Consider the following 13,929-nt stretch of genomic DNA (forward strand, 5'->3'; position numbering starts at 1 on the left):
CACCATGTCGTACCCCGAGCCCCGGTACCACGGCGAGACCGGCGAGATCACCGCGTCCTACCGCCCGGCCGGCGCCCCGCCCGAGCTGATCTCGCCCAACGGCACACAGACCCGCTATCTGGCCACCACCGCCTCCACGGGCGGCGAGTTCGGGCTGTACCAGGTCGACATGACGCCCAAGGCCGGCGGGCCGTCCACCCACTTCCACCGGACGATCTCCGAGACCTTCTACGTCCTCGACGGCACGGTCCGGATCTTCGACGGGAAGAACTGGGTCGACGCCCGGCGCGGCGACTGCGTGTACGTGCCGACCGGCGGGCTGCACGCCTTCCGCAACGACTCCGACGAACCTTCCTCGATGCTGCTGCTGTTCGCCCCGGGCGCGCCCCGCGAGGAGTACTTCGAGAAGGTCGGCACGGTCGCGCGGATGACGGAGGAGGAGCGCGCCGCGTTCTTCCTGAAGCACGACACGTACTGGACGGACTAGCCCTCCCCGTCCGCCGGGGGCGCCGCGAGTCCCGTCTTGGCGCCGGCTCCGCACAGGGGCAGCACGGTGCTCCCGGGGCGCGGCGGCTCGGCGCGCACGGCCGCCCAGCAGGCCGCTGCGGTCGTCTCGACGTACAGTCCGCGCCGGGCCAGGTCCGCCTGGGCGTCCCGGATCTGAGCGTCCGTCACGGTCAGGAAGGTGCCGCCGTTGTCGCGGACCGCCCGCAGGATCTGGGCGGCGCGCGGCGGGTGCGGGATGGCGATGCCCTCGGCGAGGGTGGGCGCCGCGGGGCGCGCGGGCCCGGTGAGGTCCGTCGCGCCCGCGCGGTACGCCGCCGCCAGCGGCGAGACGGCCTCCGCCTGGACGGCGAGGAGGGCGGGCCGCTTGCTGATCAGCCCGTGGCCGTGCAGTTCGTCGAGGGCGAGGGCGGTGCCGAGGAGCAGGGTGCCGTTGCCGACCGGGACGACGAGGGTGTCGGGCAGGGTGCCGCCGCCGTCCTCCCAGAGCTCGTAGACGTAGGTCTTCGTGCCGTGCAGGAAGTGCGGGTTGAAGACGTGCGAGGCGTAGAAGGCGCCGGGCTCGCCGGCCGCCTCCTGCGCGGCCCGCGCGGCCGCGTCCCGGCCGCCGGGGACGACGGCGAGCCGTGCGCCGTGCGCCCGGATCTGCTCCAGCTTCTTCGCCGAGGTGCCCTCGGGGACGTACACCGCGCAGGGCAGCCCCGCCCGCGCCGTGTACGCGGCGACCGCCGTGCCCGCGTTGCCGCTGCTGTCCGCGACGACGAGACGCGGCCGCAGGCGGCGGGCCAGCTCGGCGAGCATGACCGCGCCGCGGTCCTTGAAGGACAGCGTCGGGGTGAGGAAGTCGAGTTTGGCCGAGACGGTCTCGCTGAGGGGGACGACGGGCGTCCGGCCCTCGCCGAGGGTCACCCGGGGGAGAGAAGTCGCCAACGGCAGCGCCTCGGCGTATCGCCACAAGGAATTCACACGGGACGCAAGTGACGGGAGTGGCACGGGCGCGGCGGTGAAGGCCAGGTCCCACGGGCCACGGCACTGCGGACAACACCAGGTGAGCGTGTCCGCGGCGGCTCGGGAGCCGCACCGGGGGCACACATAGGCCGTCATGACGGCCAGCATGACAGGCATATGGCGGCCTTGTTGCATGGCGCTCGGGGCCCTTGTGCGATTCCTATGGATCCGCCAATCTTTCGCTGGCAGTAGGGCAAGGGAAACGCCGCGGACACCCGTTGTGCGTTTGTCATGTCCCTGCCGTACCCCCACAGAAGCGCACCACCAATGAGGAGGATCCCTCACATGTCAGTGATGCGTCACTCGCGGCGCAGACTCGCCGCCGCCAGCGCCATAGCCGTCGCCGCCCTCGCGCTCGGCACCGCCTCCGCCCTCCCGGCCTCCGCGGCCGCGGCCGCCCCGGAAGGCGTCATCGAGAACGCCGGCGTCGCCGGTGCGATCGCCGGCAGCTACATCGTCACCCTCGACGAGTCGGCGCAGGCCGAGACGGCGAAGGGCCGCGCGGTGGCCGCCGAGTACGGCGCGAAGATCAAGAAGACGTACACCGCGGCGCTCAACGGCTACAGCGTCGAGCTGTCCGAGGCGCAGGCGAAGAAGCTCGCCGCCGACCCTGCGGTGAAGTCCGTCGCGCAGAACCGCGTCTTCAAGGTCGCCGGCACCCAGCCGAACCCGCCGTCCTGGGGCCTGGACCGCGTCGACCAGCGCGCGCTCCCGCTGAACTCGAGCTACAGCTACCCGGACAGCGCGGGCCAGGGCGTCACGGCGTACATCATCGACACCGGTGTGCGGATCTCCCACAGCGACTTCGGCGGCCGCGCCTTCAACGGTTACGACGCCGTCGACAACGACAACGTCGCGCAGGACGGCCACGGCCACGGCACCCACGTCGCCGGCACCGTCGCGGGCAACGCCTACGGCGTGGCCAAGAAGGCCAGGATCGTCGGCGTCCGCGTGCTCGACAACAACGGCTCCGGCACCACCGCCGGCGTGGTCGCGGGCATCGACTGGGTGACGCAGAACCACTCGGGCCCGTCCGTTGCCAACATGAGCCTCGGCGGCGGCGCCGACGCCACCCTCGACGCGGCCGTCCGCAACTCCATCGCGTCCGGCGTCACGTACGCCATCGCGGCGGGCAACAGCAACGCCAACGCGTCGGGCTACTCCCCGGCCCGGGTGACCGAGGCGATCACGGTCGGCTCCACGACCAACACGGACGCCCGCTCCAGCTTCTCCAACTACGGCTCCGTCCTGGACATCTTCGCCCCGGGCTCCAACATCACCTCGGCGTGGAACACCAGCGACTCGGCCACCAACACCATCTCCGGCACCTCGATGGCGACCCCGCACGTGGCCGGCGCCGCCGCCGTCTACCTCGGCGACAACCCGACCTCCACCCCGGCCCAGGTGCAGACCGCGCTGGTGAACAACGCCACCCCGAACGTGGTCGGCTCCCCGGGCAGCGGCTCCCCGAACCGCCTGCTCTTCGTGGGCGGCGGCGGCACGACGCCCCCGCCCGGCAAGAAGTTCGAGAACACCGCGGACTACGCGATCAACGACCACGCGACCGTCGAGTCCCCGGTCACCGTCAGCGGCGTCACGGGCAACGCCCCGTCCGCCCTGCAGGTCCCGGTGAGCATCGTCCACACCTACATCGGTGACCTCCAGGTCCAGCTGATCGCCCCCGACGGCTCGGCGTACACGCTGAAGGGCTTCGGCACCGGCGGCAGCTCGGACAACATCAACACCACGTACACGGTCAACGCCTCCTCCGAGGTCGCGAACGGCACGTGGAAGCTGCGGGTCACGGACAACGCGTCCATCGACGTCGGCAAGATCGACTCCTGGGCGCTGCAGTTCTGAGCGACCGTGGGTCGGTGACCTGCTGAGCCACTGAGTCACTGAGTGCCAGAGGGGCGGCCGCCGGCGGGCGGCCGCCCCTTCGTCACCGGTTCTCAGCGCCGGCCGAGGCCGCGGTCCACGGCGGTGATCAGTTCGCCGTCGGGGGTGTCCCCGTCAAGGGACCAGAACATCGCCCCGCCGAGGCCCTTGGCCCGTACGTACAGCGACTTGGCGCGCAGCACCTGAGGGTCGTCGTACGTCCACAGGGTGGTGCCGTCGAAGAGCCAGGCGTGCCCGCCCGGCCGGTCGCGGTGGACCGTGTACGTCCCCGAGCCGGCGAGCTTCTTCAGCGCCTCGTAGTCCTCGTACCCGGCCGCCCAGGTCGCCGGGGCGGGGCCGGCGGCGGGCTGTCCGAGGCCGTCGCCGCCGCCGGAGACGCCGGTCCAGCCCTGGCCGTAGAACGGCATGCCGACGACCAGCTTGCGGGCCGGCGCGCCGCGCCGCAGCCAGTCGTTCACGGTCTGGTCGACGCTGAAGTCGCCCTTGGCGAACAGCGCGGACTGCTGGGCGGTGGTGGACTCCCAGGAGCCGTGGAAGTCGTAGCCCTGCAGATTGACGAAGTCGAGGTCGCGCATGATCTTCGGGACCTCGAAGCCGGCGTCGATCTTGGCGGGCGCGGTCGGCACGAACGCGGTCAGCTCGTAGTGCTTCCGCTTCTTCGACGACCTGCCGTACGCGTCGAGCTGGGTGCGGAACTCCCGGACGAGGGCGGTGAAGTTCTGCTTGTCCTCGGGCCGGAACACGGTGTCGGTGTCACCGGCCGAGCCGGGCCACTCCCAGTCCAGGTCGATGCCGTCGAACAGCCCGGCCGCCGCGCCCGCGCCGCCCCGGACGCCGTCGGCCGGCAGGTTCCCCCTGATGTAGAGGTCGATGCAGGACGACACGAGGGCCTTGCGGGAGGCGGGGGTGCGGGCCGCGTCGGAGAAGTGCGTGGACCAGCTCCAACCGCCCAGCGAGATCAGGACTTTCAGTCCCGGGTGCTTGGCCTTGAGTTCCTTGAGCTGGTTGAAGTTGCCCGCCAGGGGCTGGTCGGTGGTGTCGGCGACCCCGTCCACGGAGCCGGCGGCGTCCAGCGGGCGTACGTAGTCCGCCCAGGCGTCGGCCTCGCCGGGGACGTTGCCGGTGAAGCACTTCCCGTCCGCGCTCACGTTGCCGAAGGCGTAGTTGACGTGGCTGAGCTTGGCGGCGGTGCCGCTGGTGTCCAGGTCCTTGACCTGGAAGTTCCGCCCGTAGACGCCCCACTGCGTGAAGTAGCCGACGCGCTTGAGGGCGGGGGCGGCACCGTGGCCGCCCGAGGGCTGGGCGGAGGCCGGGGCGAGGCCGGCCAGGAGGGCGAGGGAGACGGCGGAGGCTGCGCCGAGGGTCAGCCGGGAAAGAGTTCTGCGACGCATGAGTCTCGTTCCTGTGCGAAGGCCGGAAGGGGGCGGTGCGCGGCTGTGCTCACAGGAACGTATTGGTCTGGACCAATGAGGTCAAGGGGTGGCGCAGGCCCGTTCGGGGCAGTCGTCGTACCGCGGGTAAACCCCAGCGCAGAGGAAGATCATCACTTCGAGTGAAACCCTGGCCCATGCTTGCGGGGTGCGACCGAGGGTTGTCAGTCTGTAGCTGTCCGTCAACCTGAGGGGAGTGTCCCGTGACGTTCGGTGAGCAGCCGGCGTATCTCCGCGTGGCGAGCGATCTGAGAGCGAAGATCGCGAACGGTTCGCTGCCCCCGCACGCCCGCCTTCCCTCGCAGGCCCGCATCCGCGAGGAGTACGGGGTCTCGGACACCGTCGCCCTGGAGGCCCGCAAGGTGCTGATGGCCGAGGGGCTGGTCGAGGGTCGCTCCGGCTCGGGCACGTACGTGCGGGAACGACCGGTGCCGCGCCGGATCTTCCGCACCGGCAACCGACCCCCGGGCGGCGCCAGCCCCTTCCGTCAGGAGCAGGCCGAGGAGGGCGCGCGCGGCACCTGGGAGTCGGGCAGCGAGCAGGAGCCGGCCAGCGCCGCGGTCGCCGCCCGGCTCGGCGTCGAGCCCGGCGAGCGCGTGATGCGCACCCGCTACGTGTACCGGGACGCGGGCGAGGCGATGATGCTCTCCACCTCCTGGGAGCCCCTGTGCGTCACCGGCCGGACGCCCGTGATGCTCCCCGAGGAGGGGCCGTTGGGCGGCTGCGGGGTCGTCGAGCGGATGGCGGCGATCGATGTCGTCGTCGACAACGTGGTGGAGGAGGTCGGCGCCCGCCCCGGCCTCGCGGAGGAGCTCCTGACCCTCGGCGGCGTCCCCGGTCATGTGGTCCTGGTCCTGGAGCGCACCTTCTACGCCTCCGGCCGCGCGGTCGAGACCGCCGACGTGGTCGTCCCCGCCGACCGCTACCGCGTCGCGTACCACCTCCCGGTCCGCTGACGGACCCTCTCCTTCCGCATCCCCGCGGCACTCGGTGCCGCGATCTGGCCGGATCCGTATCTCTTTGTAAAAACTCCGATCCGCTGTGTAAAGGTCAGGCGTAAGCTCGGGCATATGCGGATTGCGGTTTCCTGGGGATCGTCGACGGCGCGCGGACCGGCGGAGGGAGGGCTCCTATGAGCGACGGCAACGCTGTCCTGCCCTGGCTGGTCATACGTCAGGACGACAACGGCAACCGCTATCGCGTGGGCCGTTACGCCACCAAGGACGAGGCGCAGAAGATCGCCGACAGCCTCGACGACCGGGGCCACAAGCAGCTCTACTGGGTCGAGCGCATCGGACAGCCCGCGCTCTGACCGCCGTTTTCCCCTCCCGGACCTCCGGGTTACGCTCCGGCGCATGACCGATCATGACGCTGACCACGTGGTGGTGGTCGCCGGGGCCCTGTACGACCGGGGGCGTCTGCTGGCCGCGCGCCGCAGCACCCCGCCCGAGCTGGCCGGCCGCTGGGAACTTCCGGGCGGCAAGCTCGAACCGGGGGAGAGCGCCGAGAAGGCGCTGGTGCGCGAGTTGCGCGAGGAACTGGGCGTGGAGACCGAGCCGGAGGAGCGGATCCCCGGCGAGTGGCCGCTCAAGCCCGGGTACGTGCTGCGAGTGTGGACGACGCGGCTGCTCGCGGGTGAGCCGGAGCCTCAGCAGGAGCACGACGAGCTGCGCTGGCTGGGCCGGGACGAGCTGGAGTCGGTGGACTGGCTCGACGTCGACCGCCCCGCGGTCGCCGCGGTCGCCGCACGGCTGTGGCCCGTGGCGGGCGCGTAGGGCGGGGACTCGTTCGCAGGGGCGTGCGGCCCTGCCCGTACGCCGTTCGTGTCACCGTGCGCCCGCGGCCGTGGAACCCGCGATATCCCGCCCCGAATATCGGGTATGTGCCCATTAACCGTATGAAAAGGGACACGGGTCTCCCGCTCGGTCTGGGGAAGTGGTCGCGTGATCGACAACGAGGTCCGCCACGCCGAGTGGTACTTCCCGGCGGAGGCGGACGCCGTCCGCGCGGCCCGTCATGCGGTTCGCGACACCCTGCGCTCCTGGAGCATCGACGCGTCCGTCCGCGATGTGACCGTCCTCCTCGTCTCCGAGCTGGTCACGAACTCGCTGCAGCATGCCTCCGGTCCGATCGGCGTCCGCCTCGTCCGGCAGCAGCCCGACGGCGACGGCCACCCCGGCCTGCTCGTGGAGGTCTCCGATCCGCTTCCGGATCCTCCGCTGGAACGCAGCGCCGGACCCGACGACGAAGGCGGCCGCGGACTGCAGCTCGTGGCCTGTTCCGCTCGCCGCTGGGGCACCCGGAAAGGCAGGTCGGGCAAGACCGTGTGGTTCGAGCTGGCTCTCCCTGGTTAGAAGACAGGAGGGACTTTCGATCACGGGACCCGGCTTGAAATGAACGAGACCACCCTGTGATCGTGAACGTCGTGCCGTCCGGGGCCGTAGTGCTGAATACTGCGTGCATGGCCGGTCCGGTGCGGTGAGCTGGAGGGGACGGTCGCGTGAGCGAGATACCTGGGACGGCGAGCGGCGTCTTGTGGCAGAGCAGCCCGCCTGGCTCGATCTACGACTACATCAGGGTCGCCTCCTTCTCGATCGGGCCCGACGGGCTCGTCGACCAGTGGAGCAGGCGCGCCGTCGAGCTGTTCGGCGTGCCCGTCGACGAGGCCATGGGCAAGGATCCGGTCGAGGCCTTCATGCCCCGCGAGCTGCGCGAACGCGGCCGCCGCAGGGTCGCGGAGATACTCGACGGCAAGGAGTGGACCGGGCTCGTCCCGTTCCGGATCCCCGGGCAGGGCCGCCCGCACGGCATCGCCGAGATGTATGTGATGCCCAGTGAGACGAAGAGCGGCCAACGGGCCGCGCTGTGCATCGTCGTGGACGTCCGGGCGCTGCGCCAGATCGAGACCGACCTCGCCGCCTCGCAGGCGATTTTCGGTCAATCACCCTTCGGTTTCCTTCTGTTCGGCACCGACCTCACCGTCAAGCGCGCCAACCAGCGCTTCGCCAGGGTCTTCGGCGGCTCCGCCGACGACCACCGGGGCCGCACCGTCCACGACTACCTCGCCCGCCCCGAGGCCGAGCGGATGACCGCCGCGCTGAAGCGGGTCCTGGAGACCGGCGAGGCCGTCACCGAGCTCCAGATCATCGGCGCCCCGCCCGGCAGCACCGACCGCCGCCACTGGTCGATCAACCTGTACCGGGTGCACAGCGGCTCCGGCCGCCCCGTCGGCGTCGCCGGCCTCGGCATCGACGTCACCCGCAGACACAACGCGGCCCGCGAGGCCGCCAGCGCCCGCCGCAACCTGGCCCTGCTCAACGAGGCCGGCGCCCGGATCGGGAACTCGCTCGACCTGGAGGCCACCGCCCGCGAGCTGCTCGACGTGGCCGTCCCCGGCTTCTGCGACCTGGCCTCCGTCGACCTGTACCAGGGACTGCTCACCGGCGACGAGGCCCCGCCCGGCCGCTGGGGCTCCCCGCAGGACGTCGGCTACGGGGCGGGCAGCGCCGAACTGCGCCGGGTCGCCTTCGCCAGCGCCGTCTCGGACGCGCCGGTGGAGCTGCGCTCCGTACCGGGCTGTTGCGAGGACGGGTCCGTCGAGCTCGGCTCCGTCCACCGCTACCCGTTCAACTCCTCCTGCGCGAGCGCCCTGCGCACCGGCCGGGTGCACACCGTCCCCGGGGCCGAGGGCAGCCTCGTCCAGTCCACGCTCGCCGTGCCGATGGTCGCCCACGACACCGTCGTCGGCCTGGTCCAGTTCTCCCGCGCCAAGGGCAGCGAGCCGTTCGGCGAGCGGGACCGGGCGCTCGCCGTCGAGCTCGCCGCCCGTGCCGCCGTCTGCATCGACAACGCCCGCCTGTACCGGCGCGAGCACGAACGGGCCCTGATCCTGCAGCGCAGCCTGCTGCCGCCCGGAGATCCCGAGGCGGCCGGCCTCGACATCGCCTGCCGCTACCTGCCCGGCAACTCGGCCACCGAGGTCGGCGGAGACTGGTTCGACGTCATCGAGCTCCCCGGCCACCGCACCGCCCTCGTCATCGGCGACGTCATGGGCCGCGGCCTGCGCGCCGCCGTCGCCATGGGCGAACTGCGCACCGCCGTCCGCACGCTGGCCCAGCTCGACCTGGAGCCCGCCGAGGTCCTCTCGCACCTCGACGAGATCGCCCGCGGGCTCGGCGCGCCCGCCGGGGCGCAGACCAGCGGCCGGGCGCACAAGGCCCGCGGTCCCGAGCTCGCCGAGGTGTACCTCGCCACCTGCGTGTACGCGGTGTACGACCCGGTCACCCGGCGCTGCACCTTCGCCAACGCCGGCCATCTGCCGCCGGTGCTCGTCGAGCCCGGCGAGCGGGCGATGCTGCTCGACGTGCCGCCGGGGATGCCGCTCGGCGTCGGCGGGGAGCCCTTCGAGGAGGTCGAGGTCGAGCTCCCCGAGGGCGCGCTGCTCGCCCTCTACACCGACGGGCTCGTCGAGTCCCGCGACCATCCGCTCGACGAGGGTGTGAACGCCCTCAAGCGGGCCCTGACCGAGCCCGGCCGGCCGGCCCTGGAGGACGTCTGCGACCACGTCCTGAGCACCCTGGACACCGGGCACGGCCAGGACGACATCGCGCTGCTGATGGCCCGTATCCAGGGTCTGCCCGTCGAGGCCGTCGGCGACTGGACCCTGCCCCGCGAGCCCCGCTCGGTCGGCCGGGCCCGTGAGCTGGCCCGCGCCCAGCTCACCGCCTGGGACCTCGACGCGCTGGTGGACACGGTCGAACTGCTCGTCAGCGAACTGGTCACCAACGCGCTCCGGTACGGCGAGGGCGACATCCGCCTGCGCCTGCTGCGGGACCGCACGCTGGTCTGCGAGGTCTGGGACTCGGGCCTGGTCCAGCCGCGCCGGCGGCGCGCCCGCGACACGGACGAGGGCGGCCGCGGCCTTCAGCTGGTCGGCCTGCTGAGCGCCGCCTGGGGCTCCCGCCGGACGCACCGGGGCAAGACGGTCTGGTTCGAACTGCCCCTGCCCGACGGGGAGAACGACGCGGAGCCGACGGTGGAGCAGCTGCTGAGCATGTTCTGAGGGCGGGGGCTCCGCGCCCGCTTCCTTCAGCCCTTCAGCGCTGCCAGCCGCGCCTCGATCTCGGCCGCGTCGCCCATCGTCTCCAGCTGCTCGAACTGGGCGTCCAACGAGGACGCGGCCAGTTCCTGCTTGCCCGCTGCGCGGGCCTCCTCGCGGCGGACCTTCTCCTCGAAGCGGGCCAGATCGCTGGTCGGGTCCATGACGTCGATGTTCTTCACCGCGTCCAGCATCGTGTTCTGCGCCTGCGCGGAGCGGGCGCGGGCCACGAGTTCGTCGCGCTTGGCCTGCAGTTCGGTGAGCTTCCCCTTCATCCGGTCCAGGCCGGACTTCAGCTTCTCCACCACCTCGGTCTGCGCGGCGATCGTCGGTTCGGCCGTCTTCGCCTCCTTCTCCGACTGGAGCTGGCGGCCGAGCGCGACCTTCGCCAGGTTGTCGAAGCGGTCCGCCTCCGCCGTCTGCCCCGCGGCCCGCAGTTCGTCGCCCTTGCGGCTGGCGGCCAGCGCCTTCGTGCCCCACTCCTGCGCCGCGGCCACGTCCTCCCGGTGGTCCTGTTCCATCAGCCGCAGATTGCCGATGGTCGCCGCCACGGCCTCCTCCGCCTCGCGGATGTTGTCGGTGTACTCGCGGATCAGCTGGTCCAGCATCTTCTGCGGGTCCTCGGCCTGGTCGAGCAGGGCGTGGATGTTGGCCTTCGCCAGCTGGGTGACCCGGCCGAGGATCGTCTGCTTGGTCATGGGTGCCGCTCCTTGTGTTCGTGCGTGGGAGGTACGTCGTCAGAACCGGCCGCCGCCGCCCCGCCGGCCGCGGGTGCCCCCACCGCCGAAACTGCCGGGACCGGGCCCGCCCCCGCCGAAACCGCCCCCGCCGAAACCGCCGCGGCCGCCCCCGCCGCCTCCGAACAGGCCGCCCAGGATGATGCCGCCGAGCACCGCGCCGCCGAGTCCGGAGCCGCCCGCCGTACGGGACGGGCCCGGGTACCCGTAACCGCGTACGTCCTGCTCCGCCAGCTCCTGCGCCTGCCGGGCCAGCGCGTCCGCCTGCTGGGCCTCCGCCAGCGCGGCCTGCGGATCGCCGCCCTCCGCCAGCTGCCCGGCCCGGTCGAGCCGCCGCCGGGCCTCGGCGAGGCGGGTGCGGGCCTCGCTGCCGACCGCGCCGCGGTGGGTCGTCACGTAGTCGGCCGCCGCGCCGGCCGCGGACCGCGCGGTCAGCAGCGCCTGGTCGAGCAGGACGCGGGCCCGCCCGGCCCCCGACTCGCGCTCGCGCACACCGGCCAGCGCCGAGTCCAGCGCCGCGTCGGCCTCCTCCACCCGCCGCAGCGCGTCGAGCGGGTCGTACCGGCCCGCCTCGACGACCCGCCGCACGTCCGCCACGACGGACTGCGCGCGGGCCACCCGGCCCCGCAGATCGCTCATGGAGCCCTCGGCGTCCTGCAACAGGCCGTGCGCGTCCGCGAGATCGGCCTCGGTCTCGGTGAGCGCCACCGACAGCCGGCCCACCGCCTCCGCGAGCTCCCGGGCCCGCCGGTCCACGGCCTCGATCAGCCGGGCGGCCTGGTCGACCGCGCCCTCGGCGGCCCGGATGTGCACCGCCGCCACGCCGTTCTCGTCCGCCGCCACCGCCTCGCGGGCCCGGTCGAGGTTGGTGGTGGCGAACACCAGCCGGTCCTTGGCCTGAGCGGTGTCGCTCGCGACCGGTCCGGCGGCGGACTCGGCGTACCGCCGGCGCATCGCCTCCAGGGACGCCTCCGCCGTGCCGATCCGGGCGACCTGCGCGCGGTACGCGGCGTCGGCGGCGTCCAGGGCGCGCGGGGCGTCCCGTTCCAGGTCGCGCAGCCGGTCGAAGTCCTCGGCGACGGCGTCGAGGCGGGCGTCGGCGTCGGCGCAGCGGCGCAGGATCTCGTCGAGCATGGCGCGGCGGGTCGCGTCGTCCTCCGGGTAGGCGTCGTCGAGCGCCTGGCGCAGCCGGAACGAGGCCGTCAGCTCGTCCTGCGCGAACTGCACGGCCTCCGTGAAGGGGGCGACCGCCTCCTCGCCGAACTGGGCGGTGGCGAAGCCGAGTTCCTCCTGGCTGGTGCGGACGGCGTCGTCCGCGGCGACCAGGGCGCGGCGGGCCTGCCCGTCCAGCTCGGGCAGCGGGGTCGGGGCGGGTTCCCTGGGCGTGCCCCAGCCCGGCGGCGCGGGCGGGGCGGTACCGGCGCCGGCGTCGCGTCTGCGCCGGGAGCGGCGGGTGACCAGATACGCGGCGCCGGCGGCCGTCAGGCCGACGACCGTGACGGGCAGCACGTAGTCGCTCGCCTCGATCGTGTCCGTGCCGCCGCCGCCGGGGTCGGCGGGGCCGGGACTGATGGTGGGGACGGGTACGGGCTGTCCGCCGAGCACGGCGTCGTAGCCGTTCGCCGCGCCGATCGCGGCGCCGGCCCAGTCGTTCTGCCGCAGCGGGGGCTCGATCGCGGTCCGGGCCACGTCGTCGAGCTGCGGGTCGGTGAGCGGGGAGCCGGCGTCCACGGAGTACGCGTACTGGCGGTCGTGGGTGGCGACCGCGAGCAGCACGTCGTCGCGGCCGAGGCCGTTGCGGTCGGCGGTGGCGTCGGCCCAGCTCTGGGCGGGGCGGCCGGAGAAGTCCCGTACGTAGACGACGAAGAGCTGCAGCCGCCGGTCGTCGTAGAGCCGGTCGAGTGCGGCGGCGACGGAGGCGCGGCGCTGCCCGAGGGCGTCGACGTGGTCGGTGATCTGGCCGTCCCGGGCGAGCACGACGGGGTCCTCGGCCCGGGCCCCGGGGGCGGCGGGCGCACTCAGCCACCACGCCGCCGCGAGCAGCGCGAGGAGAGCACGGGCGGCGCCCCGGGTGGCTCGTCGTGTCACGTTTGGGAGGCTATGCCGGGAGTTGCCCCCTCGCGACCGGACGCCGGACGGTCACTGTCAGTAGTGGCCTCTAAGGTGGTGATCGTCTCGACGGCATGACACACGGGGGGTCCGGTGCAGCAGCGTGTACGGAACTGGTGGCGGCGCGGGCGCTGGGTGGCGCTCGCCCTGGTCCTTCTGCTCGTGCTCCCACCCCTCGGCGCGTACGCCGCGCTGCGGGTCTCCTACTCGGGGGACGTGGCGGACGGGACGACGTCCCGCGGCCAGGACGCGATCTGGCTGGGCCACGCCTGGGTGGACGGCCGCAAGAAGGACGCCGACCTCGCGGCCTTCGCCGCGCGGATCAAGGGCACCGGGATACGCGACCTGTATGTGCACGCGGGCCCGCTGGAGCACGACGGCACCCTGCCCGCGGACCGGTACCCGCGGGCGAAGTGGCTGCTCGACGCCGTGCACCGCACGATGCCGGGGATCCGCGTGCAGGCGTGGCTCGGCGACGTCCTCGCGACCGAGGGCCCGGACGGGCTGCGCCTGGAGAAGGCGGAGTCCCGGGCCGCCGTGGTGGCCTCGGCCCGCCAGATCCTGGACGCGGGCTTCGAGGGCGTCCACTTCGACCTGGAACCGCTGCACTCCGACGACGCGGACTACCTCTCCCTCCTGGACGACCTGCGCGGGCTGACCCGCGCCCGCAAGGCCCAGCTGTCGGTGGCCGCCCACCAGATAGACCCGCTGCCGGCCGCGCACACGGTGGTGGGTGCGCTGTCCGGCAGCGAGAAGTGGTGGTCGCAGGAGTTCTTCGGCCAGGTCGCCCGCCGGGTCGACCAGATCGCCGTCATGTCGTACGACACGTGGATGCCGCTGGAGACCATGTACGGCGGCTATGTCGCGCAGCAGACCGAACTGGCCCTGGAGGTCACCCCCGAGGACACCGACCTCCTCATGGGGCTCCCCTTCTTCCACGAGGACGACCTCGGCCACCACGAGTCCGCCGAGACGGTCTCCGCCGCGGTCCGGGGCGTCCGCCTCGGCCTCACCGCCGCCGACCCCGGCCGCAAGCGCTTCGGCGTGGCCCTCTACGTCGACTTCGCCGCGAAGGAGCAGGACTGGACCTCGTACCGCAAGGGCTGGCACTGACGGTGGCCGGGGGCCCGCAGGCCCCCGGGCC

At 73.0% G+C, this 13,929-nt stretch carries 12 protein-coding genes; 8 read left to right on the top strand and 4 right to left on the bottom strand.

Going from position 1 to position 13,929, the window contains the following annotated elements; genetic code table 11:
- Nucleotides 1–4: 4 nt before the first annotated feature.
- On the top strand, nt 5–487 hold the full coding sequence (locus tag ACGFMM_RS04090) for a cupin domain-containing protein (RefSeq protein WP_393642916.1): 483 nt from the start codon (nt 5–7) through the stop codon (nt 485–487).
- Here the strand turns inward: ACGFMM_RS04090 and ACGFMM_RS04095 are convergent.
- Nucleotides 484–1,620, bottom strand: a complete 1,137-nt coding sequence (locus ACGFMM_RS04095) for a pyridoxal-phosphate dependent enzyme (protein WP_393643737.1) — start codon at nt 1,618–1,620, stop codon at nt 484–486. The genes ACGFMM_RS04090 and ACGFMM_RS04095 overlap by 4 nt on opposite strands.
- Nucleotides 1,621–1,797: 177 nt before the next feature.
- On the opposite strand from ACGFMM_RS04095, the gene ACGFMM_RS04100 reads away from it, so the two are divergent.
- Nucleotides 1,798–3,372, top strand: a complete 1,575-nt coding sequence (locus ACGFMM_RS04100) for a S8 family serine peptidase (protein WP_393642917.1) — start codon at nt 1,798–1,800, stop codon at nt 3,370–3,372.
- 92 nt (nt 3,373–3,464) lie between these two features.
- Here ACGFMM_RS04100 and ACGFMM_RS04105 read toward each other — a convergent pair whose 3' ends face one another.
- A complete protein-coding gene (locus ACGFMM_RS04105) occupies nt 3,465–4,802 on the bottom strand; it encodes a glycoside hydrolase family 18 protein (protein ID WP_393642919.1) in 1,338 nt (445 codons plus the stop codon).
- Nucleotides 4,803–5,044: 242 nt separating this feature from the next.
- On the opposite strand from ACGFMM_RS04105, the gene ACGFMM_RS04110 reads away from it, so the two are divergent.
- The 5 genes from ACGFMM_RS04110 to ACGFMM_RS04130 all read left to right on the top strand — a co-directional run bounded on the left by ACGFMM_RS04110 (nt 5,045) and on the right by ACGFMM_RS04130 (nt 9,903).
- Nucleotides 5,045–5,797: a GntR family transcriptional regulator gene (locus tag ACGFMM_RS04110; protein ID WP_393642921.1), complete on the top strand. Its 753-nt coding sequence runs from the start codon at nt 5,045–5,047 to the stop codon at nt 5,795–5,797.
- Between the two features lie 176 nt (nt 5,798–5,973).
- Nucleotides 5,974–6,153 carry an SPOR domain-containing protein gene (locus ACGFMM_RS04115; protein ID WP_393642923.1) on the top strand — a complete coding sequence of 60 codons (180 nt, stop codon included), beginning with the start codon at nt 5,974–5,976 and terminating at the stop codon, nt 6,151–6,153.
- 43 nt (nt 6,154–6,196) lie between these two features.
- Nucleotides 6,197–6,616 carry a (deoxy)nucleoside triphosphate pyrophosphohydrolase gene (locus ACGFMM_RS04120; RefSeq protein WP_393642925.1) on the top strand — a complete coding sequence of 140 codons (420 nt, stop codon included), beginning with the start codon at nt 6,197–6,199 and terminating at the stop codon, nt 6,614–6,616.
- Between the two features lie 168 nt (nt 6,617–6,784).
- The gene (locus tag ACGFMM_RS04125) at nt 6,785–7,195 is read left to right on the top strand and encodes an ATP-binding protein (protein WP_393642927.1); all 411 of its coding nucleotides are present in this window, start codon (nt 6,785–6,787) and stop codon (nt 7,193–7,195) included.
- A gap of 146 nt (nt 7,196–7,341) precedes the next feature.
- The gene (locus ACGFMM_RS04130) at nt 7,342–9,903 is read left to right on the top strand and encodes a SpoIIE family protein phosphatase (protein ID WP_393642929.1); all 2,562 of its coding nucleotides are present in this window, start codon (nt 7,342–7,344) and stop codon (nt 9,901–9,903) included.
- A 26-nt stretch (nt 9,904–9,929) separates the two neighbouring features.
- Here the strand turns inward: ACGFMM_RS04130 and ACGFMM_RS04135 are convergent, their stop codons facing one another.
- Together ACGFMM_RS04135 and ACGFMM_RS04140 are read right to left on the bottom strand one after the other, a co-directional pair.
- Complete coding sequence (locus tag ACGFMM_RS04135; RefSeq protein ID WP_393642931.1) at nt 9,930–10,637, bottom strand: PspA/IM30 family protein; 708 nt, start codon at nt 10,635–10,637, stop codon at nt 9,930–9,932.
- A gap of 39 nt (nt 10,638–10,676) precedes the next feature.
- Nucleotides 10,677–12,764 (bottom strand): TPM domain-containing protein, encoded by a 2,088-nt coding sequence (locus tag ACGFMM_RS04140; RefSeq protein ID WP_393642933.1) that lies wholly within the window; start codon nt 12,762–12,764, stop codon nt 10,677–10,679.
- 114 nt (nt 12,765–12,878) lie between these two features.
- Here ACGFMM_RS04140 and ACGFMM_RS04145 point away from each other — a divergent pair, with 114 nt between their 5' ends.
- A complete protein-coding gene (locus tag ACGFMM_RS04145; RefSeq protein ID WP_393642935.1) occupies nt 12,879–13,898 on the top strand; it encodes a hypothetical protein in 1,020 nt (339 codons plus the stop codon).
- Nucleotides 13,899–13,929 lie beyond the last annotated feature (31 nt).

Origin of the sequence: Streptomyces sp. NPDC048604 (assembly GCF_043199435.1) — a bacterium.
Lineage (GTDB): Bacteria > Actinomycetota > Actinomycetes > Streptomycetales > Streptomycetaceae > Streptomyces.

Bases quoted from the DNA above. Each gene is read 5' to 3' on its own strand.
- ACGFMM_RS04120 (WP_393642925.1), top strand. From the start codon at position 6,197: ATGACCGATCATGACGCTGACCACGTGGTGGTGGTCGCCGGGGCCCTG.
- ACGFMM_RS04115 (WP_393642923.1), top strand. From the start codon at position 5,974: ATGAGCGACGGCAACGCTGTCCTGCCCTGGCTGGTCATACGTCAGGAC.
- ACGFMM_RS04135 (WP_393642931.1), bottom strand. From the start codon at position 10,637: ATGACCAAGCAGACGATCCTCGGCCGGGTCACCCAGCTGGCGAAGGCC.
- ACGFMM_RS04090 (WP_393642916.1), top strand. From the start codon at position 5: ATGTCGTACCCCGAGCCCCGGTACCACGGCGAGACCGGCGAGATCACC.
- ACGFMM_RS04100 (WP_393642917.1), top strand. From the start codon at position 1,798: ATGTCAGTGATGCGTCACTCGCGGCGCAGACTCGCCGCCGCCAGCGCC.
- ACGFMM_RS04095 (WP_393643737.1), bottom strand. From the start codon at position 1,620: ATGCTGGCCGTCATGACGGCCTATGTGTGCCCCCGGTGCGGCTCCCGA.
- ACGFMM_RS04105 (WP_393642919.1), bottom strand. From the start codon at position 4,802: ATGCGTCGCAGAACTCTTTCCCGGCTGACCCTCGGCGCAGCCTCCGCC.